Source organism: Dyella nitratireducens (genome assembly GCF_014642835.1).
In the GTDB taxonomy this organism is placed as follows: Bacteria; Pseudomonadota; Gammaproteobacteria; order Xanthomonadales; family Rhodanobacteraceae; genus Dyella_B; species Dyella_B nitratireducens.
The window spans coordinates 629280-651401 of the sequence record NZ_BMJA01000003.1 but is presented as its reverse complement, the minus strand read 5'-3'; the positions used below and the strand labels follow the sequence as shown (position 1 = coordinate 651401).

Below are 22122 nucleotides of genomic sequence, written 5' to 3'. Positions count from 1 at the left end.
CGAATGGCACTTACTTAAGCGCGCATACCAACGTTTACCGTGATGCGCTCCCTCCCCTGCGACAGTAGGGGAGGGCTGGGGTGGGGTTGCCTGTGCTTTAGCGTGTAATCAAATGTCTCCAGGATATATGCCTTGCGGCAACATCCGGCCGCAGCAACGCGCAAAGGAAATTTCATGAACAGAGACGACGCGGATCGGCTGAATGTTTTGTTCTTGCAAATCGCAGGCTTGTTGAATCAATCCGCTGCCTTTGTGAGAGACAAAGACGATGAAGCGCATTGGCATCAGTATCGCCGGCCTGTCGGCAAGGCCATGAATGCTGTCTTCGATCTGGGGGAGCTCATTTGGGCGCGATTTCCCGAGCTCAAACCGGAGGGTCTTGGTGGCCCTTACAAGGTTGATCCTCTTATCTATGAGCCGCCCTTTTACGAATGGGATGACGAGGATGTGCGGGACGAGGGGTAAAAGGCGATATCCCTTCGATGTCCGTTTTCGCAACGCGAAGTGGACACACTGAAAATCGGGCACGAAGGCCAGTTTGAAGCGAGTCGTCGTTCCCGCGAAAGCACACTGCTGTCCGGGGAAATTTTGCCTGGCTTGCCGACTACTTGAATGTTCGTCGTCCCGGCGAAAGCCGGGACCCAGCGACTTGCAGATCGTCAAAGACACTGGGCCCCGGCGTTCGCCGGGGCGACGAATCGCTAGCGTTGAATGGGCTGGCAAACATAGAGGCTTCGGTTGAGTGGCAGATGCCTGTCTAGAGCGCAGCGAATTTCCCCCGGGCAGCAGTGGACCTTCGCGTCGTCGCAACTCCTGACTTGCAAGCAGTTATTCCCACCCCTCCCCAATCAAAAAATTTACAGGACCGTGTCGATTTCCGAAAACCCCGTTCGTCGCTCTGATGACAGATCGACAAGGCCGACTCAAACAAGGAGACAAACGATGCGTGCGCTCGTATTGGTAAAGGCGACGGAAGAAAGCGAAACAGGAACTGCCTCGCCGGAGTGGATGGCCGGGATGTTGAAGGCGATGGGTCAATTCAACGATGAACTGCGCGATGCCGGCGTTCTTGTTGTGGCCGAGGGCCTCAAGCCTACCTCGCAAGCCAAGCGTGTCGCGTTTGATGGAGCTGGCCGCACGGTGACGGATGGGCCATTCGCCGAGACCCGCGAGCTGGTCGCCGGTTTCTGGATCTGGGAGGTCAAGGACATGGCCGAGGCGGTCGCTTGGGTGAAGCGCTGCCCCAATCCCATGCCGGGACCAAGTGAGATCGAGATTCGGCCATTTGCTGAAATGCCTGATGGCCAATAAGTCGCCGACGCGGAGAGGAGCCTTGCCATGACCATCACCATTACCGCCTTTGAACGGTCGCCCGATGGCGGCAAGGGCTTGGCGCGGGATACGCGTGTTCGCTGGGCGCTTGAAGAAGCAGGCCAACCCTACGAGGTCCGTCTTGTTCCACACCAGGCGATGAAGGAGCCCGAACATCTGCGCCTTCATCCTTTCGGCCAGATTCCAACCTACGAGGAAGGCGATCTTGTGCTGTTCGAGTCAGGCGCGATCATTTTCCATATCGCCTCGCACCATGCGGGTTTGCTGCCGGACGATGCCAACGCCCGGGCGCGTGCGATCACATGGATGTTTGCCGCGCTCAACTCGGTGGAGCCGCCGATTCTTGAACTCGTCATCGTCAGGTTTGTGGAGGGCGACAAGCCTTGGAGCAAGGAGCGCCTGCCGTTGGTTGCGGATCGCATCCGCCATCGGCTCGGCCAACTTTCTGTTCGTCTGGGCGATGCTGATTGGCTCGATGGCGCGTTCAGTGCGGGCGACCTGATGATGGTGTCGGTGCTGCTCAGGGTGCGGCCATCGGGCATTCTCGACGAATTTCCCAACCTGGCTGCTTATGTTGCCCGCGGTGAAGCGCGGCCTGCCTACAAACGGGCTTTCGCTGCGCAATTAGCGGTTAACGCTTGCTAGCCTCATCCACCCTGTTTCAGGGAAATAATGGTTTATGTCATATCCAAAAAAACGGCCCGCATGGCGGGCCGCTAAAGTCAAAGGTTGCTGATCATTAATGGGCAGCCGTGTACGTCAATTCGGCGCTGTAACTATCTACGTGTTCCGACTCATTCTGGACAGTGTCGTTGACGGATTTACGGATCGCTTGCGCATCGTCCTTGCCGTAGACGTTCTCGACCATCTTCCACACGGAGGGGTCGGGATCTTTGCCGACATCCGCCCAACTTTTGGCAGGTATGACCAGAATGAAATCGGGCGCGTCCTCACCACCTTCCCGAACTTCCCCGAACATGTAGTTGACAGTCCAATTGGACTTCTCGGCAGCCGCGGCAATTTTTTTGACGGCATCTCTGAAAGCTTCCACGGCTTCGTGGCCGGGCTTGAGTTTGAAAAATCTCACTTCAATAAAGGCTGACGTCGGCGCCATGCCTTTAGGCATATGACTTAATTCCGGCTTTATTTCGAAGAACGCGCTGGTCTCGCTTTTCAAATGCGGATTGACGGCCGTCCTGAGAGCCTGGTCGCAGGCCTTGCCTGCCGTGTTCATCGCATCAAAGCTTTCCCATGAAAGCGGATCAGAGACATACGAATAAGCGTAGGTATTTCCCGTCTCGTGTATCCACGCTTTCCATGTGTACTTGAAGCCGTGTTGATGCAGGCATTCATTAAAGTTTTTAATGCCGGTTTCATACGCTTGCTGATCGGCAGGTGCAACGATATCGGTGTAATCGCGCACGATGGTTGAGCTACTCGTATCCGCCGCCCGAATTCCGGTGGCACATAACAGCGTGAACGACAAGGCTAGCCAGGGTGTGATGGCGTTCATGAGAACCTCGCTTAGGGCTGTTGCCCGGCATGGTGAGTTGAGGCCCCTGATCGCTTCGGGCGGATGAAGCGCTTCCAGTATGCGCGTAATGCTTGGCACCGGAAAAGAACAGCGTTGTCCGTGCGCCGTCCGGACAGCGTGGACAACTGTCCGCGGACAGCTCGGATAAATCTCGTCACCTCTCGCAAATGGCGCCGTTATGCGGGTTTCGAGGCATTGGCGCAGTTGGCATCGGCTTTGCAATACCAAGCTCGAAAGCTTCAATCACTCATGAAATGGAGAACCGCCATGAAACTCGAAACCCTGATGCTCAACAGTTTCTTCGCCGCATGTGTTGCGATCTGCGTGTCGACGCTGGCTGCCATGCTGGCATGAGTCATCGTTGACCTTGATTCGCTGCCTGCCTTGATCGACAGCCATAGTCATATTTTTTTGAAGGAATAGGGATGCAACGACGGATTGCTCGGCATGTACGGCGATTGGGTTGCATCCTGGTATGGCTTTGTTTGAGCGCCGTCAGTTCGATAGGCGCTGCGATGCCAGGAACATCCAGTGATAATCCGCATCGCTCGGCCCTGGATATCGCTGTCGACAAGGCCGCCAACGACTACTTTCGCAATCGCTGCCACGTTGGCGTTTCCATCGCGGTGGTGGAAGCAGGCCACACCTACTTCTACGACTACGGCAGCACCTCGCGCAGCAAAGCCGAGCTGCCGACGCCACAGAGCATCTACGAGCTGGCATCCGTCACCAAAACGTTTACCGCGGCGTTGGCGGCGCGAGCGGTTGTCGATGGTCGCATGAGCCTGGACGGTGATTTTCGCAAAGACCTGCCGGGCGATTACAGTAATCTTGCCTGGAACGGCCAGCCGATCACCTTGCGCACACTCGTCACCCACCACGCCGGCATGCCGCGTGACATTCCCGATACGGATGCCATCTTTGCGCACAAGGACGCGCCTGATTTCACCGCGCGCATGTTCGCGCTGAACAAGGGTTTCGGTCGCGAGCAGTTTCTGGCGGCCTTGCACAACACAGCGTTGCGCAATGTTCCCGGTGAAACGTTCGTCTATTCCAATGCAGGTTTTCTGGTGATCGGGTTGGGCCTGGAAAAGGTTTATGGCAAGCCGATCGACGAGTTGCTGCGTGAATACATCACGCAGCCGCTGGGTATGTCCTCGACCGGCTTCACACTGCACGGCAGCGGGCAGGCGCGTCTCGTCAACGGCTATGATCGCCATGGCAACATCGCGCCGTACCATCTGCCCAATGCAGGTGCTGCATGGGGGTTGTATGCCTCCACCAGCGACATGGCGAAATATGTCCGCTGGCAACTGGATGATGGCGATGCCGTTGTCCGCTTATCGCATCAAGTCTTGACCGGTGATGCCAACGATGGCGAAGCCATGGCCTGGAATCTTGGCAGCGACCACGGCCAGCCCGTCATCTGGCATGGCGGCGGTAGCTTCGGCATGTCCAGCCAGGTGGTGCTTTATCCCAAGCAGCATGAAGGTTTCGTGCTGCTGGCCAACGATACTTGCGAAGGCACCGAGGGTGCGTTGAAAGCCATGGGCGAGGCAATTCATAGGCGTGAGCCGTAGGTTGGGGTGCAAACCCCAACACCGCCATGCGCCTATAGATCCCGGTGTTGGGGTTTGCACCCCAACCTACGTTCTGAGAAAAAGCCAGTCTTGCCTCGACGTCATTCCGGCGAAGGCCGGAATCCATGGCGAGTACGAAGCATGGATTCCGGACTTCCCCGGAATGACGTCGAGGAGCTACGAAACTTCCCCGGACAGCAGTGGGCGAAGGCCGGAATGACGCATCGCTCTGAAACACCATTGCTGCGAACCTCGGCTTTTCTAGCGAAATGACGCGCAACCCGCTTGGTCGAGCAACTGCTCCAAAGGCCCCAACCATGGCCGATACTTCTCCCACCGTCCCACCGCCCGCCGATGCATCGGCTCACGCACCTGCGCCGTGCTTGCCGTCGCCACGGCTGCGTTGTTTTGCTGGAAGTTGAGGCAGGCATCGTTCCACGGCAGTTCGCAGTGCTCGAGCAGGCGTCGCGTGGTGGCTTCCTGTTCGGCCACCAGCGTTTCGTAGTCCACTTGTAAGATGCGTCCCGGCAGCACGGTGTTCCAATGCGTCATCATGCGATCGAACTGGATGTAGAAGCGGCCGATGTCGAGCAAGTCGAAGCTGTAGCCGTGGAAGGCGGAGTTTTCCGCAAAGGTTTCGCGGAAATTGCTCAGGCAGGTATCCAGCGGATGGCGGCGCAGGCAGATGATTTTCGCTTTCGGCAAGGCTTTCGCGATCAATCCCAGATACAGGAAATTGTGCGGTAGCTTGTCGATAAAGCGCGGCTTGGTGGCGGTTTGCGGTCGCGTGCTATCCACATAGCGCAGCCCCAGGCGCTCCCAGTCGTATCGATGCGATTGTGCGATCAGTGTCGGATCCAACCGTGCGGGAACGTCAGCGGGAGCCAGGCGTTGCAGCTGCACGCCGAAATTCATCAGTTCGCCGGCCGCATAGACTTCTGGATGGCTGGACAGAATGCGCTCCACCAGCGTGGTGCCCGAGCGTGGCATGCCTACGATGAAGATGGGTTCGTCGCTGCCGTAACCGTTGTCGGTCGTCACAACGGTGGGAAATGCCTTGATCAGAGCATCGACCATGGCACGGTCCTGCTCGGGCTGATAAGCCACACGTTGTCGCGCTGCTGCTTTGCCCAGGCTCAAATGTTCAAAAGCCTTGGCATAGTCACCAAGATCTTCGTATTCCTTACCCAATGCTCCGTGTAGATGGATTTGCGCATCGACGTCGTTCGCGTGATCGGCGAGCAGCGCTTGCAAGGCATCGACGTGATGGTTGTCCGCCGTCTGCCGCCGCAGGCGGGAACGCAATCCATAAGCAGGCCAATGCGTCGGCAACCGTTCGAGACAGGCGTTGAACTCGGCCTCCGCGGCAGTGAGATCGCCGGTGAAGGTATAGGTCACCGCCGCGTTGAAACGGCACATGGCATGGTCCGGCATCAGTGCAACGGCCCGCCGGAACAACACATTGGCACGCTCGTGCGCATTGCATTGCATATAGACGCCACCCAGCGCATCCAGCGTCAGTGGATGATTCGGCGTCAGTGCGTAGGCGATATTGGCGATCTGCAAGGCCTCGCCATGGCGCTGCGCCAGCGCCAGCGCCCGGGCGAAGTGCGTGGTGTACTCGGCGCTTCGGGTGTTGAGCGACACGGCGCGATTCAAATGCTCAAGCGCACGATTCAACTGCCCGGTTTCTAGGCAGGCCAACCCGGTGAAGTAGTGAGCCTCGGCGTTATGGGGGTCGATCTGCGTGGCTTGCAGGGCAAGTTGCCCGGCCTGCATCAGGTTGCCTTGCTCGAAAGCACGCGCCGCTTCGCTCAGCAAAGCCTGGACTGGGGGCAGGGCACGGGGATCAGTGGTCATGGGGCGTCTCGGAAATGCTTCGCCCAAGTCTATGCAAGCGTCAGGGGTCTTGCACGTAGCACCCAGTACCAGCGCCGATCCGGCCTGCAGCAGGCGATCCATCAACTACTCCCATAGTTGACAAGCCGGGAGGTCCCGGGTATCAACTACACCCATAGTTAACACGGGGCCAGCAGACGCCATGAAGATTTCGCTCACCGATCGCGAAGCGGATGTCATGCAGGCGCTATGGGATCACGGCCCCTCGCTGGTCGCCGAAGTCCGCGAGCGATTGAGCGACGAGCTCGCCTATACGACGGTGCTCACCGTGCTGCGCACGCTCGAAGGCAAAGGTTATGTCGGGCATGAGGAAGAGGGGCGAGGCCATCGCTACTTCGCCAGCATCAAGCAGCAGGCGGCGCGCAAGAACGCGGTGCAGCATCTGACCGACAAGCTGTTCAAGGGCTCGGCGGAGCTGCTCTTTTCTCACCTTGTTTCGGAGCAGAAGCTCAGTGCCGAGCAGATACGCCGCATGCGTCAATTGCTGGCCGAACGCGCCGACAAGGGCAAGCCGTGATGATGGCCTGGATGATGTATGCCGTGCTGGTCGCGCTTACGTTGAGTGCAGCGGCGCTTGCGGCCGAGCGCGCCGCGAAGGTTCGCGGGGCCGCGACGCGGTGGGTGTGGATGGCAACGCTGGCCGGTTCGCTGGTGCTGCCGACGGTGATTGCCACCGTGTCGATACGGCTTCCCGACACCTTTACGTCTAGCACGGCGTCGACGTCGATCGTCTTGCGCGACACGACATCGATACCGATGCCGCCGATGCTGCTTGATCTTGACGATACGCCATCGTATGAGACGTCCGTCGACATCGATACGCTGACACGCGGTGGCTGGATGGCTGCCTCGGCGCTGATGCTGCTCACGCTCATTTTGGGCTCCGCGCTATTGCATCGGCGCAAGCGCGGCTGGCGCGAAGGGCGCCTGTGTGGCGAGCATGTCATGGTCGCGCCCGATGCGGGGCCGGCCGTCATCGGCCTGCTACGTTCGCGCATCGTCGTGCCTGCGTGGCTGCTGCAGGCAAGCGAGGCGCAGCAACAATGCACGATCGCCCATGAGCGTTCGCATCTGCATGCACGCGACCCACAGCTCGTCGCGCTCACCCTGATCCTGTTGACGATGATGCCCTGGAACCCGTTGCTGTGGTGGCAGTTCCGCCGCTTGCGTCGCGCGATCGAGGTGGACTGCGATGCCCGTGTCCTGCGCGGCGGGCATGATGTCGATGTGTATTGCGAAACGCTGATCCACGTGGGGCAGCACCAGTCGAGCCGCATCGGTGTGGTGCCGGCGATGTCCGATTCCGCATCGTTCCTGGAACTGCGGATCAGGCACATGCTGCGCAAGCCCAAGAAGTGGGCAGGTGTGTCGGTCGCGGCGCTGGCATCCGTTGCATTGGGGATGGCGGCCTTCGCGACCCAGGTAACGCCGCCCGATATCGGTCACCGCGACAGCCATACTCCGATGATCCCGAGTGGCGACACCCTTGATCACTACACAGGCTATTACCAGCTCAGCCCCATCTCGCTTATTACCGTGACGCGTGCCGGCAACGGTCTCGCCGTCAGCGTCAGTGGGGAGATCGGCGTGCCGAAGCCGTTCCGTATCGCTCCTCTCGGCGAGAATCGGTTCGCCGTGGAGGGCACGAACCCTCTTGGCGTGATGCGGTTCCCCGGGGATAAGAGCATGGACGCCACGGTGCGCTTCATCACGGACGCCGATGGGCATGCCGTGCGAGTGGTTGCCAACCAGAACGGGCGCGTTATCTTCGACCAGCCGCGCATCGACAAAGTCGCCGCCGACCGGATCAGCGATGCACTTGTCGCACGCATCAAGGCGCAGCAACCGTTTCCTGGCAGCGAGAAAGCGTTGCGATTGTTCCTCAGTGATCCCGACAGCGGCGCAGGCATGAGTGATGGTCTGGCCTGGGTACGCACTCACAACAAGGCGTCAAGAGAGAAGTTTCTCGCCGAGCTCGGACCGGTCGAATCCTATACGTTCACAGGGGTCACCAAGTTCGGCTCAGACAGTTACCTCGTCAAGCGCCAACACGGAACGGAAACGGTGTTGCTGGTAGTCGAGGATGGAATCCTGGCGAGCGCTTTCCAATACACGGGTACTCGAATCTGGTGAGCGCCTTCCCATACTACTGAAGCCGTTTTACTGCCGGTTTTCCCCCATGGTCTTCGTACCGTAGACCTGACCGACAACTTGCCTCATCCGATCTCGCTGTGGCCATTAGTGATGGCCGCAACAAGGTTCTCGTGCCCGTTTTTTCTTCGCAGGAGTGATGACATGACACGTATAGCACCACGCTACGCGACCTTTCGACTGATCCCTATCGGGTTTGTGTTGGCAGCTTGTATCGGCATCAGCTCTCGGCCTTCGGTCGCAGCCGATCCGGAGTCCAGCCTTGCCCAGTCCGACAACGGACCGATGAATTCGAATGACCCTGTATTCGCAAGGCTCGATAGCTTTACCTCGGGGTTGACCAGGGAAAATAAGTTCTCGGGTGTCGTGCTAGTCGCCAGGAATGGACACGTATTGTTCGAGAAGGCCTACGGAAAGCGCGATGCCAAGGGCAATGATCCGATCAAGCTGGATACGCGCTTCAACCTTGCATCGGCCGGCAAGATGTTCACCAGCGTCGCGGTGTGGCAGCAGATTGCGGCGGGATGGCTGTCGCTGGATACACACGTCGGCGACGTGTTGAAGGATTATCCGAACCGCAGCTTTGCCGACACGGTCACCGTCCGCGAGTTACTTTCGCATACCAGTGGCGCGGGCGATGACGGGCTGTTGGGCAATGAGAATGCGGCCAATCGCGCACGCGTGCACAGTGTCGCCGACATGGTCGCGCTGGAAAGCAGTCAGCCACCCGCCTTCCCACCGGGTACAAACCAGGTCTACAGCAATTTCGGGTTCGTCGTTTTAGGCCGCATGGTTGAAGTCGTCTCTGGCGAGGATTTCCAGAGTTACCTGCGCCGCCATATCTTCGAACCAGCCGGCATGGCGCACACCGGATTTATCGACTGCGCATCGACGGACCCGGATCTCGCCCGGGGCTACACCACCGACGATGGCAAGCTGGTGTTCAATTGCGAAACCTTGCCCGGTTTTCCAGCTGGCGGCGAGGCATCCACCGCTGGCGACATGTATCGATTCGTTCAAGCTTTGCAATCCGGCAAGCTCATTTCGCCAGCGCTATTCGCACAGGCAACCCAGATCTACCGCATGGCCTTCGGCCTTGGCTTCTTTGCGACCGACTATGGCCCGGGCCATCTTGAGCGCGACTTTCGCTGGGGACATGGCGGCAGCGCCGGTGGCGTTTGCACCGATGTGCGTAATTACCCGCACACCGGAGAAACCGTCATCGTGCTCAGCAACGTCAATCCGCCGGTGTGCTTTCGCGTTTCAGAGTTTCTGCATAAGGACTATGCGACGACGCATCAAGCGCATTAGCGAGTGCGAATAGAACTGTCTAAGCGGAATGACGCCCGCTTTGTCAAAAGCCAGGAGTGACGACATGAAACCTGCAGTACCACGCTACGCGATCTTTCGACTGATCCATGCTTTGCTGGTGTTGGTGGCCTGGATCGGCATCGGCTCTCTGCCTGCGATCGCTGCGGATCTGAAGCCTGGCACTCATACCGGAACATTACAGGGCGCCCTCTATCGCATCGACATCCCCGCCAACTGGAACGGCGACCTGGTCATGCTGATGCATGGCTACCAGCCCGTGGGTGCACCGATAGCGACGCCGATGCGGGCAGCCGACTCCACGCCTGTCTTTTTCAAGCTGGGCTATGCCGTTGCCCAGAGCCAATACAGGTCGCAAGGCTGGGCCGTCGGCGACGCCATCGTCGACAACGAACGTCTTCGCCACTATTTCATTCATACCTTCGCTCGTCCTGCCCACACCTATATTTACGGCTTTTCGCTGGGCGGCCTGGAGGTGGTGGCAAGCATCGAGCGCTATCGGCATGCCTACACGGGCGCCATGGTCACCTGCGGCGTGACGGTCTCGACACCCGAATTCATAGCGCGCGCCGTCGTGACGCCGTTGCTGGCCTTCGATGCATTGATTCCCGGTGTGTTGCCGGATCTGGCTGCTCCCAACTCGCCACCGTTCATCCCCCCGGATGTCTTCGCCAAGGCATTGCAATCGCATCCGAAAGAAGCCGCCATACTGGCAAAGCGCCTTCAGGAAAAGCCAGAAACGCTACCGCTGTCGCTCTATTACATGGCGCTGCGTGAGTTGGAGCAGCGCGCAGGCGGCATGCCGGTCGACAACCGCAACACCGTGTATCGCGGTTTCGGCGATGATGCTGTCTTCAACCGCAAGGTGCATCGCTATGCAGGCTCGCCCGCTGCGATGGCCTATGTCCAACGCAACGTCACGTTGACCGGCAACATCGATGTGCCGCTGGTGATGCAATGGAACGCGTTCGATCCCACGGTACCCGAGCGATTTCATGCCATCTATCCTGACCAGGTACGTGCGGCGGGTCACGGCAAGTTGCTGACGGTCCTGCCACCGGTTGGTGATGGGCACTGCAACTTCACCGATGAGCAGACTGCCGAGCAGTTCGAGATGCTTGTGGGTAAGGCGGGTAGCGAAGGTCGTTGATCCGAATGGCACTTACTTAAGTTCTCTTTCCCTTGGGAACCGCAAAAAAACCTCAAGCCGTCGTCCCGGCGAAAGCCGGGACCCAGCGACTTTGCTCTTCAGTCAAGGCGCTAGGCCCCGGCTTTCGCCGGGGCGACGAAGCTTAAGTTATGTGCCACTCGGTGTTGATCGCGTCGTAGGCCGTGGCAAGGGCGGCATCTTTATGCATCCACAGGCAGCGCCTTGACACGCGACCGGCGCAGCGACACCGGAACCGATTTGTACGTCGGTGTTCCCGATTCGGGATCGAAACTGTCGAGGCCGACCAGGCAGTTGCCTTCGGGGTAATAGATCGCCACCGTGCCCGCTGCGATCGGGTAGGTCACGGCAACAAAGCCGCGCACGGCGCGCGCGTTGCCATTGGTGTCTGCGGCATACGGGCCGACCACTTCCACGTCGATGCGGTCGCCGTGTTTGAGTCCGCTGGCTTTCAGGTCATCGGCATTGACGAACACCACGTCGCGTCGCCCGGTGATGCCGCGATAACGATCGTTCAAGCTGTAGATGGTGGTGTTGTACTGATCGTGCGAGCGGATGGTGGTGAGCTTCAAATGCTTGGAGGGCAGCGCGGGGTCTTCGTCCAAACCGCGTGCCAGCAGGAAACGCGCCTTGCCTTCCGGTGTTGCCCACTTTCTTTCGGAGGCCGCGATGTAAAGACGGAAGCCGCCAGGCTGGCGAATACGTTGGTTGAAATCGAAGAAATCCGGATACACGATCGCGATCTTCTCGCGAATGCGGTCGTAGTTGGCGACCAGTGCATCCCATTCGACGTGTGTATTGGGCAGTGTGGCCTTGGCGATGTGGGCGACGATCCACGGCTCCGAGCGCAGGTGCTCGGAAGCGGGCTCCAGTTCGCCGGCCGAGGCGTGCACCATGGACATGGAATCTTCCACGGTGATGGATTGCACTCCTTCGGCCTGCACGTCCAGCTCCGTACGGCCCAGGCACGGCAGGATGATGGATTGCTTGCCGATGATCAGCTGCGAGCGGTTGAGCTTGGTGGTGATGTGCACCGTCAAGTCGAGATTGCGCATGGCTGCGAAGGTGGCTTCCGGATCGGACATCGCCACGGCGAGATTGCCGCCGAGGCTGATCAGCACTTTCGAGTGGCCGTCCCGAATCGCCTGGATCGCGCGCACGGCATCGTGCCCATGTTCCTTCGGTGCGGTGAAGCCGAACGCGCGCTCGATACCGGCGATCAATGCATCGTTGGGTTTTTCGGTAATGCCGACCGTGCGATTGCCCTGTACGTTGGAATGGCCACGCAGCGGGCAGATGCCGGCACCCTGGCGGCCGATGTTTCCGCGTAACAGCAGCAGGTTGGCAATCTGCTGCACGTTCTCGGTGCCATGCGCATGCTGGGTGATGCCCATGCCGTAGCAGACGATGACGTTCTTCGCCTGGCTGTAGATCTTGGCAATGGCTTCGATCTCCTCGCGCGTCAGCCCCGACGTGGCAACAATCACGTCCCACGAGGTGGCATCGATATCGGCCAGCAATGCATCGATACCCGTGGTGTGCTCGCGGATGAAGTCGTGGTCGATGACGCCGGCTGCGCCGTTGCGGTCTTCATCGAACAGCCACTTCATCATGCCTTTCAGCATGGCCAGATCGCCGCCTGACTTGATCTGGTAATAAGTGGTGGCGATCGGCGTGGCCATGCCCGCCACCATTTCCACTGGGTCCTGCGGCGAGGTGAAGCGTTCCAGCCCACGCTCGGGCAGGGGATTGACCGCAATGATCGGCACGCCGCGCTTGGCGACCTCGCGCAAGGTGGAAAGCATGCGCGGATGATTGGTGCCGGGGTTGTGGCCGATGCAGAACAGCGCATCGCAATGATCGAAATCCTCCAGCGTGACGGTGCCTTTGCCCACGCCGATGGATTGGGGCAGGCCGACGCTGGTGGCTTCGTGGCACATGTTCGAGCAATCGGGGAAATTGTTCGAACCGTATTCGCGCACGAAGATCTGATACAGAAACGCGGCTTCGTTGGACGCGCGACCGGAGGTGTAGAACTCCGCCATGCGTGGATCGGGCAATGCGCGTAACGCCTCGCCGATGCGCGCCATCGCTTCGTTCCATTCGATGGCGACGTAGGTATCTGTCTTTGCGTCATACGCCATGGGGTGGGTAATGCGGCCCAGGCTTTCCAGCGCGTAATCGCTGAGATCCCATAGTGAGGTCACCGTATTCGCCGCGAAGAATTCCGGCCGTACGCGTTTCGCTGTCGCTTCCCACGACACGGCCTTGGCGCCGTTTTCACAGAACTCGAAGGAGCTGGTGTGTTTCGGGTCGGGCCAGGCGCAGCCGGGGCAATCGAAGCCTGCCGGCTGGTTCACACGGCGCAGCGCGGAGGTTTCCCGGCCGATTGCCATCTGGCCACCGATCGCCTGGGCGACCGCACGCAGCGCGCCCCAGCCGCCGGCAGGGCCGTCATATTTGCTTACGCCTGGGATTTTGGTTTTGCTGGCCATGGTGGGTGTCTCGGGTGGTCGTTCAATTACGTTGTGCGGAGCGGTCGTCACGTAGGTTGGGTTAGCGCAGCGTAACCCAACGTATCCATGCGGCATTGTTGGGTTACGCTGCGCTAACCCAACCTACGTCATGTCTGCGGAAAATGCAGCGTGAAACGCGTAAGGCTCCCCGAACTCTGCACCGACACCGCGCCCCCATGCAACTCCATAATGCTCTTCACAATCGACAACCCCAACCCCGTAGACGTCGCCGAATCACTGCGCGACCGATCCACACGATAGAAACGATCGAATAATTTATCCAAATGCTCCGGATCGATCGGGCGGCCGGGATTTTCCACACTGACTTCCACGCCTTTCCCCGTATTCACCGCACGCAAGTGAATCGTTTCACCGGAGGGTGTATAGCGCAGTGCATTGGACAGCAGATTGTTCACCGCGCGACGAAACAGGTCGCGGTCGGCGCGCACCGTAGCCGATGCCTCCACCTCGATGGCAACGCCTGCGTCGGCAGAAAGTCCCTCGAAGTAGTCGGCAATACGCTGCAGTTCCAGCGCCGTATCCAGTTCCACGCGTTGCATGGCAAATTGCGGGCTTTCCGCGCGCGCCAGAAACAGCACGCTTTCGATGGTGCGGCTGACGCGGTCGCATTCTTCGATATTGGAGCCGAGCAATGCCTCGTACTCAGCCAGGGAGCGATGGCGATTCAGGGCTACTTCGTTGGCGCCGCGCAGATTGCCGATGGGGGTGCGCAGGTCGTGCGCCAGGTCCACTGTGAACTGCCATACGCGTGCAAAGCCTTGTTCCAGTCTGGCGAGCATGTCGTTCAATGACGCAGCCAGTGCGAGCAGTTCGGTGGGGGCATGCTGCAGCGGCATGCGCGTGCTCAAGCGCTGGGCGGTAATGGCGGAGGCACTTTCGGCCATGGCTCTGAGTGGACGCAACGCGCGGCGCACCAGCAGGAAACTGAGCAATACGGCGACCAGCAAACCTGTCAACAGGGAAAGCAATACATCGCTGCGATATTTGTTCAACAAGGCCGTACGGTCTGCAAGCGAGCGTGCCATGGCGATGGTCACCGATTCGCCGTCTTTCAGTGTGGCGGCCGTGGCGACGCCGCGTATCTCGTTGCCGTTGTTGTCCTTCCATGACTGGATGCTGTCAGGAACGATGCGCTGGTCCGCCGGAACGACCGGCTGAGTGGACAGCATGTAGCCCATCGGTACGTGATCGATCAGCACCTGGCCATTCCTGCCGAGCACGCGCAAGCCGTTTGCATTGTCGCCAAGCACCAGCGCGATCAGCCGATCCTTGTGCGCGAGGAGATCGTCCGGCGATTGCAGTTCCTCAGCCAGCCTGCGCAGATGCCGTGCATCCAGCATGATGTTGGTCTGGTCATGGATATAGATGCGCCGGGATACTTCCTTGAACAGCAGCAGGCCTACCACGCTGAAGCAGGCCACCGTGATCACCACGAAGGTGATGGTGAGCCGCGCGGTAAGTGAAAGGCGCATTACTCGTCCTCGTGTTCGAGATCGAGCACGTAGCCCATGCCGCGCACGGTATGGATCAGCTTGATGTCGAAACCATCGTCAACCTTCGAGCGCAAGCGTCGAATCGCCACTTCCACCACATTGGTGTCGCTGTCGAAATTCATGTCCCACACATAGGATGCAATCTGCGTGCGGCTCAGTACTTCGCCGCGCCGCCGCGCGAGCAATTGCAGCAGCGAGAATTCGCGCGGGGTGAGATCGATGCGTTGACCGGCGCGACGTACGCGTCGGCGAATGGCATCGATTTCCAGGTCGCCGATATGCACGTGCTCCACGTCCCTGGGCGGGCCGCGGCGGAGCAGGGTGCGGATGCGGGCCAGCAGTTCCACGAAGGCGAACGGCTTTACCAGGTAATCATCGGCACCCAGTTCCAGGCCGCGAACGCGCTCTTCCAACTCATCCATCGCGGTGAGGAACAGCACGGGTGTGTCGCGTTTGGCGCGCAAACGCTTGAGCACCTCCCAGCCATCCATGCCCGGGAGCATGATGTCGAGCACGATCAGCGCATAGTCTTCTTCCAGCGCGTTATGCAGGCCGTCGATGCCATTGGTGGCGATATCGACGGTAAAGCCGGATTCCTCGAGCCCCTTCTTCAGGTACTCGCCGGCTTTCTTTTCGTCTTCGACAACAAGCAGGCGCATAGGGGTTCTCGCCTTTGGGTTAGGCAGATCATAGTCGTATGCGTTGTATGTCGCGATTACAAAATCGTCAGATCGTAGGTTGGGGTTTGTACCGAATGGCACTACATAGGCGCGCATCTCAACGCTTGTGACAATGCGCTCCCTCCCCTGCGGTAGCAGGGGAGGGCTGGGGTGGGGTTGCTTGTGCTTTAGCGCGTAGCCGAATGACGCCAGGATATGTCTTGCAGCGACGTCTGCCCGCCGCCGCTCGCTTCGCTCGCACCCCACCCCAACCCTCCCCTGCAAGCAGGGGAGGGAGCAATTTTCGCGATGATTGAGATATGCGCTTAAGTAAGCGTCATTCGGGTATGCACCCAACCGCGATTACAAAACCGTCAGGTCCCTGTCAGTACCCGGCAAGCGCCCGGAGCCTAGCCTCTGAACCATCCTCCGTTCAAAGGCCCGTCGGGCGGGCAAGGGGTTCGAGATGTGGATCGTTCATCTGGCGCTGCGCCGACCGTACACCTTCATCGTGCTGGCTTTGCTGCTCTTCATCATCGGTCCGCTGATGATCCTGCGTACGCCGACCGATATCTTCCCCAACATCAATATTCCGGTATTGAGCATCGTCTGGACCTACAACGGCTTCTCCGCCGATGACATGGCCAACCGGATCACCACGCCGTTCGAGCGTGCGCTCACTTCCGACGTCGACAACATCGAGCACGTCGAATCGCAGACCGTCAACGGCACGGCGGTGATCAAGGTGTATTTCCACCAGGGTGCGGATATCAACCGCGCCATCGCGGAGGCAGTGTCCAGCGCGCAGTCGATCCTTCGCGTCATGCCGTCCGGCACGTTGCCGCCGTTGGTGATCTCCTACAACGCCTCCACGGTACCGATCCTGCAACTCGCGTTGTCCAGCAAAACGCTGTCGGAGCAGCAGCTGTACGACCTGGGCAACAACTTCATTCGCACGCAGCTCGCCACGGTGCAGGGCGCGGCGGTGCCGTTGCCGTTTGGCGGCAAGGTGCGGCAGATCATGGTCGACATCAACTCGCAAGCGATGCAGGCGCGCGGTTTGTCGCCGCTGGATGTCGTCAATGCCGTCAACGCGCAAAACCTGATTCTTCCCGGCGGTACGGCGAAGATCGGCGCGCGGGAATACAACGTCAACATGAATGGCAGTCCGGCCTCCGTGGCCGAACTCAACGATATGCCGGTCAAGGCCACGCCGGGCGGCGTGATTTACCTGCGCGACGTGGCGACGGTGCGCGATGGCTTTGCACCGCAAACCAATATCGTGCGCGTGAACGGCACGCGCTCGGCGTTGTTGCAGATTGAAAAGAGCGGCGATGCGTCGACGCTGGACATCATCCAGAACGTAAAGAACCTGCTGCCGAAAATCGCCGCCGGTTTGCCGAAGGCACTGGAGATCAAACCGGTTTCCGATCAATCGGTCTTCGTCAGTTCCGCCGTGGCGGGTGTCGTACGCGAAGGCGTGATCGCCGCGGGACTCACCGCGATGATGATCCTGCTGTTCCTGGGCAGCTGGCGCGCCACGCTGATCATTGCCATCACCATTCCGCTGTCCGTGATCACGTCACTGATCGTGCTGTCGGCGCTGGGGCAGACCATCAACATCATGACGCTGGGTGGCCTGGCGCTGGCGGTGGGCATTCTGGTGGACGACGCCACGGTGGCGATCGAGGCGATCAGCCATCACCGCGAATCGGGCAAGGCCCTGATGCAGGCGATCATCGACGCCTCTGCGCAGATCGCTTTGCCGACGCTGGTTTCGACGCTTTCCATCTGCATCGTGTTCCTGCCGATGTTCCTGCTGTCGGGTGTGGCGCGCTACCTGTTCGTGCCGCTGGCCGAAGCGGTGGTGTTCGCCATGCTGGCTTCGTATTTCTTCTCCCGCGCGCTGATTCCCACGCTGGCGATGTACTTGCTCAAGCATGAGAAGCATGGTGACCAAGGCGGAGCAGGGCGATTCCAGGCGTTGCGCCGTTTTCAGCAGCGTTTCGAGCGTGGCTTCGAGTCCTTGCATGGCAAATACAAGCATGCGCTGCAGCTTGCTATCGCCCATCCCAAACGGGTTGCGTTGACCTTCGCGATCGCGTGTAGCGCATCGCTGCTGTTGCTGCCGTTGCTGGGCCGCGATTTCTTCCCCACTTCCGACACCGGAGAAATCCGGCTGCACCTGCGTGCACAAACCGGTACGCGCATCGAACAGACTGCGCGCCTGGTGGATCTGGTGGAACAGCGCATCCGCACCATGATTCCGGCCTCCCAGCTGGACACGATGATCGACAACATCGGCCTGCCGGTCAGCGGCATCAATATGACGTACGACTCCTCGATGCCGGTGGGAAGCTCCGATGCGGACATCCTGATCAGCCTGAAGGCGGATCACAAACCCACCGAGCAATACGTGACGCTGTTGCGTGATCGCTTGAACCAGGATTTCCCCGGCATCACGTTCTCATTCCTGCCGGCGGACATCATCAGCCAGACGCTGGATTTCGGCCTGCCTTCGCCGATCGACGTGCAGGTCGTGGGTAAGGACAGCGCGGGCAACCGCAAGGTGGCAGAGGGTTTGCTGCGGTCCTTCCGCAACGTGCCCGGGCTGGTCGATCCACGCATCCAGCAACCTGACGATGCGCCGTCCATCAATGTGAACGTCGATCGCGTCAAGGCTCTCGAGGCGGGTTTCCAGCAGCGCACGATTGCGCAGGATCTGCTGATCGCACTCTCGGGCAGTTCGCAGACCTCGCCGAACTTCTGGCTCAACCCCAAGAATGGCGTGAGCTATCCGCTGATGACCGAATCGCCGCAGTACACCATCGATTCGCTGCAAGCGCTGGGCAATATTCCGCTGAACGTAAGCTCCGGCAGCAATCCGCAGGGCTTGCCGCCGATTCTCGGCTCGCTCAGCACGGTGTCACGCACGTCGCAAGATGCCGTGGTCTCGCACTACAACGTGCAACCGGTGATCGACATCTTTGCTGGCGTGCAGGGGCGCGATCTGGGCTCCGTGTCCAGTGACGTACAGAAGCTGGTAAAGCAGGCGGAAGCGCAACTGCCAGCGGGCTCCAGCATTGTCGTACGCGGCGTGGTGCAGACCATGCAGTCCTCGTTCCAAGGCTTGCTGTTCGGCCTGCTCTTCGCGGTGCTCCTTGTTTACGCGCTGATGGTGGTGAATTTCCAATCGTGGGTAGACCCGCTGGTCATCATCAGCGGCTTGCCCGGTGCGTTGGCGGGCATCACCTGGATGCTGTTCGTCACGCATACCACGATCAGCGTGCCGGCCTTGACGGGCGCGATCATGTGCGTGGGCATCGCCACCGCCAACAGCATTCTGGTGGTGAGTTTTGCGCGGGAGCGGCTGGCGGCTGGTGCAACGCCGATCGAAGCGGCGTTCGATGCCGGCGGCACACGTTTCCGTCCCGTGTTGATGACGGCACTGGCGATGTTGATCGGCATGCTGCCCATGGCGCTGGGCCTGGGCGATGGTGGCGAACAGAACGCACCGCTTGGCCGTGCCGTGATCGGCGGCCTGATGTTCGGCACCGTCGCCACGCTGGTGTTCGTGCCGACCGTGTTTGCGGCCGTGCATCAGTGGCTGCGTGCACGCGAGCGAACGTCAGACGATGCGTCATCTCCTTCTTTGCCTTCTCCGTCGGTTTGATGGGAGCCGAGTCATGAATCTTTCCAAGCCTAAGTTGACTATCACCTTGATCGCCGTCGCTGTATGCGCAGCACTCGCCATCGGCGGTCTGCCGCGCCTGGTGGCGCGTGACAAAGTTGCACAGCAAACGGCAGCGTTGAGTAAGCCCACCGTTTCCGTCGTCACGCCCATGCGTGCATCCGCACAGCAAGTCTTGACGCTTCCCGGCGATATCCAGGCCTATCAGCGCGCGGCCATCTATGCGCGCACCAGCGGCTATCTGAAAGCCTGGTATGCCGATATCGGTACGCACGTACATAGCGGCCAACTGCTGGCCGAGATCGAGGCGCCTGAAGTGGATGCGCAGCTCGAACAGGCGCGTTCGGATGCGGCCATGGCATCGGCCAACTATCAAATCGCCAAGGTCACGGCGGATCGCTGGTCGGACATGCTCAAGAAGAATGCGGTGTCCAAGCAATCGGCCGAAGAAAACATCAGCCTCATGCAGGCAAAGCAGGCCACGCTGGCCGCTGCGCTCGCCAATGTGAAGCGGCTGGAGCAATTGCAGTCCTACGAGAAAGTGTATGCGCCATTCGATGGCGTGATCACCGTGCGCAATGTGGACGTCGGCGCCTTGATCGACGCCGGCAACAGCGGCCCACCCGCGGCCTTGTTCGAATTGTCGGAAATCGACCGGCTGCGCATTTTCGTCAACGTGCCGCAGGACGATGCGCCTTATGTCACGGCCGGCACGAAAGCGCAGCTGACGTTGTCGCAATATCCCGGCCGCACTTTTGCCGGTACGGTGGCACGCACGGCCGGCGCCATCGATCCGCGCAGCCGCACGCTGCGCGTGGAGGTGGATATGGACAACCCGGACGGCAGCTTGATGCCCGGTGCGTTCGCTCAAGTGAGCCTGACGCTGACCAGTACCAACCCTGGTTTATCACTGCCGGCCAATGCCTTGCTGTTCCGCCCGCAAGGCGTGCAGGTGGCCGTGGTCGACACGCACGGCGTGGTGAGCTTGCGAACGGTCACGCTGGGCCGTGACTTCGGCACACGCATGGAAATTCGCAGCGGTCTCACGGGGAGCGAGCAGGTGGTCGTCAATCCCAGCGATGCCATCAGCGCAGGGCAGTCTGTGCGCATCAACCAGCATCCGGCTACGTCGGCGTGATCGGGAGAGCAGTCATGTATGCACGCAAGTACTCGGTGAAGTTTGGTTTTCTGTTGGCAGCCGGCTTTGGCATTGCCGCGCTGTCGGGTTGCACGCCGGGCCCCGCTTATGTACGGCCTTCCGTGACCGTACCGGCGCATTACAAGGAGGACATGTCCAAAAAAAGCACGCCTCCGCAGGGCTGGGTGGCTGCACAGCCAGGTGATGCGGCAGATCGCGGCGAGTGGTGGAAAGTATTCGGCGATGCCACGCTGGATGAATTGGAAGCACGCGTCGACGTAGGCAACCAGAACATCCAGAAGAGCCTGGCCGATCTCAAGCAGGCGCAGGCGATGATCGGCGTGGCGCGGTCGTCGTATTTTCCGCAAGTCACGGCGGGTGCGGGTGCCAATATCAATCACACCTCGAAGGATGTGCTGGGGCATTCGCTGGCTGGACGTACCGTGCAGGACTATTCCATGGGCGTAACGGCATCATGGGAACCGGATCTGTTCGATCGCATCGGTCATGCCGTCGATGCTGCCAACGCGCGTGCGCAGGCCAGCGACGCGGATCTCGCCTCGATGCGCTTGAGCATGCATGCGGAGCTGGCGCTTGATTATGTGGATTTGCGCCAGATCGATGTGGAAGCCAGCTTGCTGAAGCAATTGGTGGACAACTACGTGCAGGCAAAGAACCTGGTACAGACGCAATTCGATGGCGGTATCGCTTCCGAATCGGAACTGGAACAGGCAGAGACGCAACTGCAAGTGGCCAAGGCGCAATTGATCGACCTGGGCGAAGCACGCGCGCAGCGTGAACACGCCATAGCCGTGCTGATGGGTGTACCGCCGGCTGATTTCAGCTTGCCGCCGGTGGACAAGACGTTGCCGTTGCCCACGATTCCTGTCGGCTTGCCGTCAACGCTGCTACAACGCCGCCCTGATATCGCCGCCGCGGAGCGCCGTGTTGCTGCCGCCAATGCCGATGTGGGCGAGGCGACCTCGGCGTTCTTTCCCGATTTGATGCTTTCCGCAACGGGCGGCCTGGAAGCCTCGCACTTTGCACAACTGGCGATGCTGCCGAGCCGTTTCTGGGCCATTGGTCCGGCGCTGATCGGTACCTTGTTCGATGGTGGCCGCCGCCATGCGCAACTGTCCGCTGCTGAAGCCAAGCGCGATGCGGCCGCTGCGGATTATCGGCAGGCCGTGTTGAGTGCGTTCCAGCAGGTGGAAGACAACCTGGCGTCGTTGCATGTATTGGCGAATGAAGCGGTGGCGCACCAGCGTGCCGTGGATGCTTCATCGAAAGCTGCGGACCTGGCGATGGTTCGCTATCAGGATGGCGCTACGGATTATCTTGAGGTGGTGACGACACAGAGTGTGAACCTGGCGCAGACGCGTGCGCAGGTGGAGTTGTCGCGGCGCAGGTTTGCGGCGGATGTCGGGTTGATCAAGGCGTTGGGTGGGACTTGGTAGGTTGGGGTGTAAACCCCAACACGGGGACCATACCTGCATGGTGATGTTGGGGTTTGCAACCTGAGATATCCCTACGTTTTTTTCCAGCACTCCGGCGAGAGCCGAAGTTCACGTTAATACTGCTTCAGAGCGAATCGTCATTCCGGCCTTCACC

At 59.9% G+C, this 22122-nt stretch carries 17 protein-coding genes; 12 read left to right on the top strand and 5 right to left on the bottom strand.

Annotated elements, in window-relative coordinates; genetic code table 11:
- Positions 1 to 174: 174 nt before the first annotated feature.
- From IEX75_RS18670 to IEX75_RS18660, 3 genes are all read left to right on the top strand, one after another.
- A complete protein-coding gene (locus IEX75_RS18670) occupies positions 175 to 465 on the top strand; it encodes a hypothetical protein (RefSeq protein ID WP_188796506.1) in 291 nt (96 codons plus the stop codon).
- A gap of 477 nt (positions 466 to 942) precedes the next feature.
- On the top strand, positions 943 to 1311 hold the full coding sequence (locus IEX75_RS18665) for a YciI family protein (RefSeq protein WP_188796505.1): 369 nt from the start codon (positions 943 to 945) through the stop codon (positions 1309 to 1311).
- A gap of 27 nt (positions 1312 to 1338) precedes the next feature.
- On the top strand, positions 1339 to 1977 hold the full coding sequence (locus IEX75_RS18660) for a glutathione S-transferase family protein (RefSeq protein WP_188796503.1): 639 nt from the start codon (positions 1339 to 1341) through the stop codon (positions 1975 to 1977).
- Between the two features lie 94 nt (positions 1978 to 2071).
- On the opposite strand, the gene IEX75_RS18655 is transcribed toward IEX75_RS18660, so the two are convergent.
- Entirely contained in the window at positions 2072 to 2845 is a 774-nt protein-coding gene (locus IEX75_RS18655; protein WP_188796502.1) for a hypothetical protein, read from the bottom strand.
- A 63-nt stretch (positions 2846 to 2908) separates the two neighbouring features.
- Here IEX75_RS18655 and IEX75_RS18650 point away from each other — a divergent pair, with 63 nt between their 5' ends.
- Both IEX75_RS18650 and IEX75_RS18645 read left to right on the top strand, forming a co-directional pair.
- Positions 2909 to 3220, top strand: a complete 312-nt coding sequence (locus tag IEX75_RS18650; protein WP_188796500.1) for a hypothetical protein — start codon at positions 2909 to 2911, stop codon at positions 3218 to 3220.
- A gap of 161 nt (positions 3221 to 3381) precedes the next feature.
- Positions 3382 to 4446 carry a serine hydrolase domain-containing protein gene (locus IEX75_RS18645; RefSeq protein WP_188796498.1) on the top strand — a complete coding sequence of 355 codons (1065 nt, stop codon included), beginning with the start codon at positions 3382 to 3384 and terminating at the stop codon, positions 4444 to 4446.
- 261 nt (positions 4447 to 4707) lie between these two features.
- On the opposite strand, the gene IEX75_RS18640 is transcribed toward IEX75_RS18645, so the two are convergent.
- On the bottom strand, positions 4708 to 6306 hold the full coding sequence (locus IEX75_RS18640; RefSeq protein WP_188796497.1) for a tetratricopeptide repeat-containing sulfotransferase family protein: 1599 nt from the start codon (positions 6304 to 6306) through the stop codon (positions 4708 to 4710).
- 181 nt (positions 6307 to 6487) lie between these two features.
- Here IEX75_RS18640 and IEX75_RS18635 point away from each other — a divergent pair, with 181 nt between their 5' ends.
- The 4 genes from IEX75_RS18635 to IEX75_RS18620 all read left to right on the top strand — a co-directional run bounded on the left by IEX75_RS18635 (position 6488) and on the right by IEX75_RS18620 (position 10975).
- Positions 6488 to 6862 carry a BlaI/MecI/CopY family transcriptional regulator gene (locus IEX75_RS18635; RefSeq protein ID WP_188796496.1) on the top strand — a complete coding sequence of 125 codons (375 nt, stop codon included), beginning with the start codon at positions 6488 to 6490 and terminating at the stop codon, positions 6860 to 6862.
- A complete protein-coding gene (locus IEX75_RS18630; RefSeq protein ID WP_188796616.1) occupies positions 6862 to 8478 on the top strand; it encodes a M56 family metallopeptidase in 1617 nt (538 codons plus the stop codon). Before IEX75_RS18635 ends, IEX75_RS18630 begins: the two co-directional genes overlap by 1 nt.
- A 162-nt stretch (positions 8479 to 8640) precedes the next feature.
- Positions 8641 to 9807, top strand: a complete 1167-nt coding sequence (locus IEX75_RS18625) for a serine hydrolase domain-containing protein (RefSeq protein ID WP_188796495.1) — start codon at positions 8641 to 8643, stop codon at positions 9805 to 9807.
- 64 nt (positions 9808 to 9871) lie between these two features.
- Positions 9872 to 10975 carry a hypothetical protein gene (locus tag IEX75_RS18620; protein ID WP_188796494.1) on the top strand — a complete coding sequence of 368 codons (1104 nt, stop codon included), beginning with the start codon at positions 9872 to 9874 and terminating at the stop codon, positions 10973 to 10975.
- Between the two features lie 200 nt (positions 10976 to 11175).
- On the opposite strand, the gene IEX75_RS18615 is transcribed toward IEX75_RS18620, so the two are convergent.
- The 3 genes from IEX75_RS18615 to IEX75_RS18605 form a co-directional block, all read right to left on the bottom strand.
- Positions 11176 to 13488: an FdhF/YdeP family oxidoreductase gene (locus tag IEX75_RS18615; protein ID WP_188796493.1), complete on the bottom strand. Its 2313-nt coding sequence runs from the start codon at positions 13486 to 13488 to the stop codon at positions 11176 to 11178.
- Between the two features lie 128 nt (positions 13489 to 13616).
- Positions 13617 to 15002 carry a heavy metal sensor histidine kinase gene (locus tag IEX75_RS18610; protein ID WP_188796491.1) on the bottom strand — a complete coding sequence of 462 codons (1386 nt, stop codon included), beginning with the start codon at positions 15000 to 15002 and terminating at the stop codon, positions 13617 to 13619.
- Entirely contained in the window at positions 15002 to 15682 is a 681-nt protein-coding gene (locus IEX75_RS18605; RefSeq protein ID WP_188796489.1) for a heavy metal response regulator transcription factor, read from the bottom strand. The genes IEX75_RS18610 and IEX75_RS18605 overlap by 1 nt, the downstream gene beginning before the upstream one ends.
- Before the next feature lie 466 nt (positions 15683 to 16148).
- Between IEX75_RS18605 and IEX75_RS18600 the strand changes: the two genes are divergently transcribed.
- The 3 genes from IEX75_RS18600 to IEX75_RS18590 are packed head-to-tail and all read left to right on the top strand — an operon-like array spanning position 16149 to position 21968.
- Entirely contained in the window at positions 16149 to 19355 is a 3207-nt protein-coding gene (locus IEX75_RS18600) for an efflux RND transporter permease subunit (RefSeq protein WP_188796487.1), read from the top strand.
- A 13-nt stretch (positions 19356 to 19368) separates the two neighbouring features.
- Positions 19369 to 20511, top strand: a complete 1143-nt coding sequence (locus IEX75_RS18595; protein ID WP_188796486.1) for an efflux RND transporter periplasmic adaptor subunit — start codon at positions 19369 to 19371, stop codon at positions 20509 to 20511.
- 14 nt (positions 20512 to 20525) lie between these two features.
- Positions 20526 to 21968 carry an efflux transporter outer membrane subunit gene (locus tag IEX75_RS18590; protein WP_188796485.1) on the top strand — a complete coding sequence of 481 codons (1443 nt, stop codon included), beginning with the start codon at positions 20526 to 20528 and terminating at the stop codon, positions 21966 to 21968.
- Positions 21969 to 22122: the final 154 nt, after the last annotated feature.

Excerpts from the sequence above, each read along its gene's own strand:
- IEX75_RS18670 (WP_188796506.1), top strand. The coding sequence starts at position 175 with ATGAACAGAGACGACGCGGATCGGCTGAATGTTTTGTTCTTGCAAATC.
- IEX75_RS18665 (WP_188796505.1), top strand. The coding sequence starts at position 943 with ATGCGTGCGCTCGTATTGGTAAAGGCGACGGAAGAAAGCGAAACAGGA.
- IEX75_RS18660 (WP_188796503.1), top strand. The coding sequence starts at position 1,339 with ATGACCATCACCATTACCGCCTTTGAACGGTCGCCCGATGGCGGCAAG.
- IEX75_RS18655 (WP_188796502.1), bottom strand. The coding sequence starts at position 2,845 with ATGAACGCCATCACACCCTGGCTAGCCTTGTCGTTCACGCTGTTATGT.
- IEX75_RS18650 (WP_188796500.1), top strand. The coding sequence starts at position 2,909 with ATGAAGCGCTTCCAGTATGCGCGTAATGCTTGGCACCGGAAAAGAACA.
- IEX75_RS18645 (WP_188796498.1), top strand. The coding sequence starts at position 3,382 with ATGCCAGGAACATCCAGTGATAATCCGCATCGCTCGGCCCTGGATATC.
- IEX75_RS18640 (WP_188796497.1), bottom strand. The coding sequence starts at position 6,306 with ATGACCACTGATCCCCGTGCCCTGCCCCCAGTCCAGGCTTTGCTGAGC.
- IEX75_RS18635 (WP_188796496.1), top strand. The coding sequence starts at position 6,488 with ATGAAGATTTCGCTCACCGATCGCGAAGCGGATGTCATGCAGGCGCTA.
- IEX75_RS18630 (WP_188796616.1), top strand. The coding sequence starts at position 6,862 with ATGATGGCCTGGATGATGTATGCCGTGCTGGTCGCGCTTACGTTGAGT.
- IEX75_RS18625 (WP_188796495.1), top strand. The coding sequence starts at position 8,641 with ATGACACGTATAGCACCACGCTACGCGACCTTTCGACTGATCCCTATC.
- IEX75_RS18620 (WP_188796494.1), top strand. The coding sequence starts at position 9,872 with ATGAAACCTGCAGTACCACGCTACGCGATCTTTCGACTGATCCATGCT.
- IEX75_RS18615 (WP_188796493.1), bottom strand. The coding sequence starts at position 13,488 with ATGGCCAGCAAAACCAAAATCCCAGGCGTAAGCAAATATGACGGCCCT.
- IEX75_RS18610 (WP_188796491.1), bottom strand. The coding sequence starts at position 15,002 with ATGCGCCTTTCACTTACCGCGCGGCTCACCATCACCTTCGTGGTGATC.
- IEX75_RS18605 (WP_188796489.1), bottom strand. The coding sequence starts at position 15,682 with ATGCGCCTGCTTGTTGTCGAAGACGAAAAGAAAGCCGGCGAGTACCTG.
- IEX75_RS18600 (WP_188796487.1), top strand. The coding sequence starts at position 16,149 with ATGTGGATCGTTCATCTGGCGCTGCGCCGACCGTACACCTTCATCGTG.
- IEX75_RS18595 (WP_188796486.1), top strand. The coding sequence starts at position 19,369 with ATGAATCTTTCCAAGCCTAAGTTGACTATCACCTTGATCGCCGTCGCT.
- IEX75_RS18590 (WP_188796485.1), top strand. The coding sequence starts at position 20,526 with ATGTATGCACGCAAGTACTCGGTGAAGTTTGGTTTTCTGTTGGCAGCC.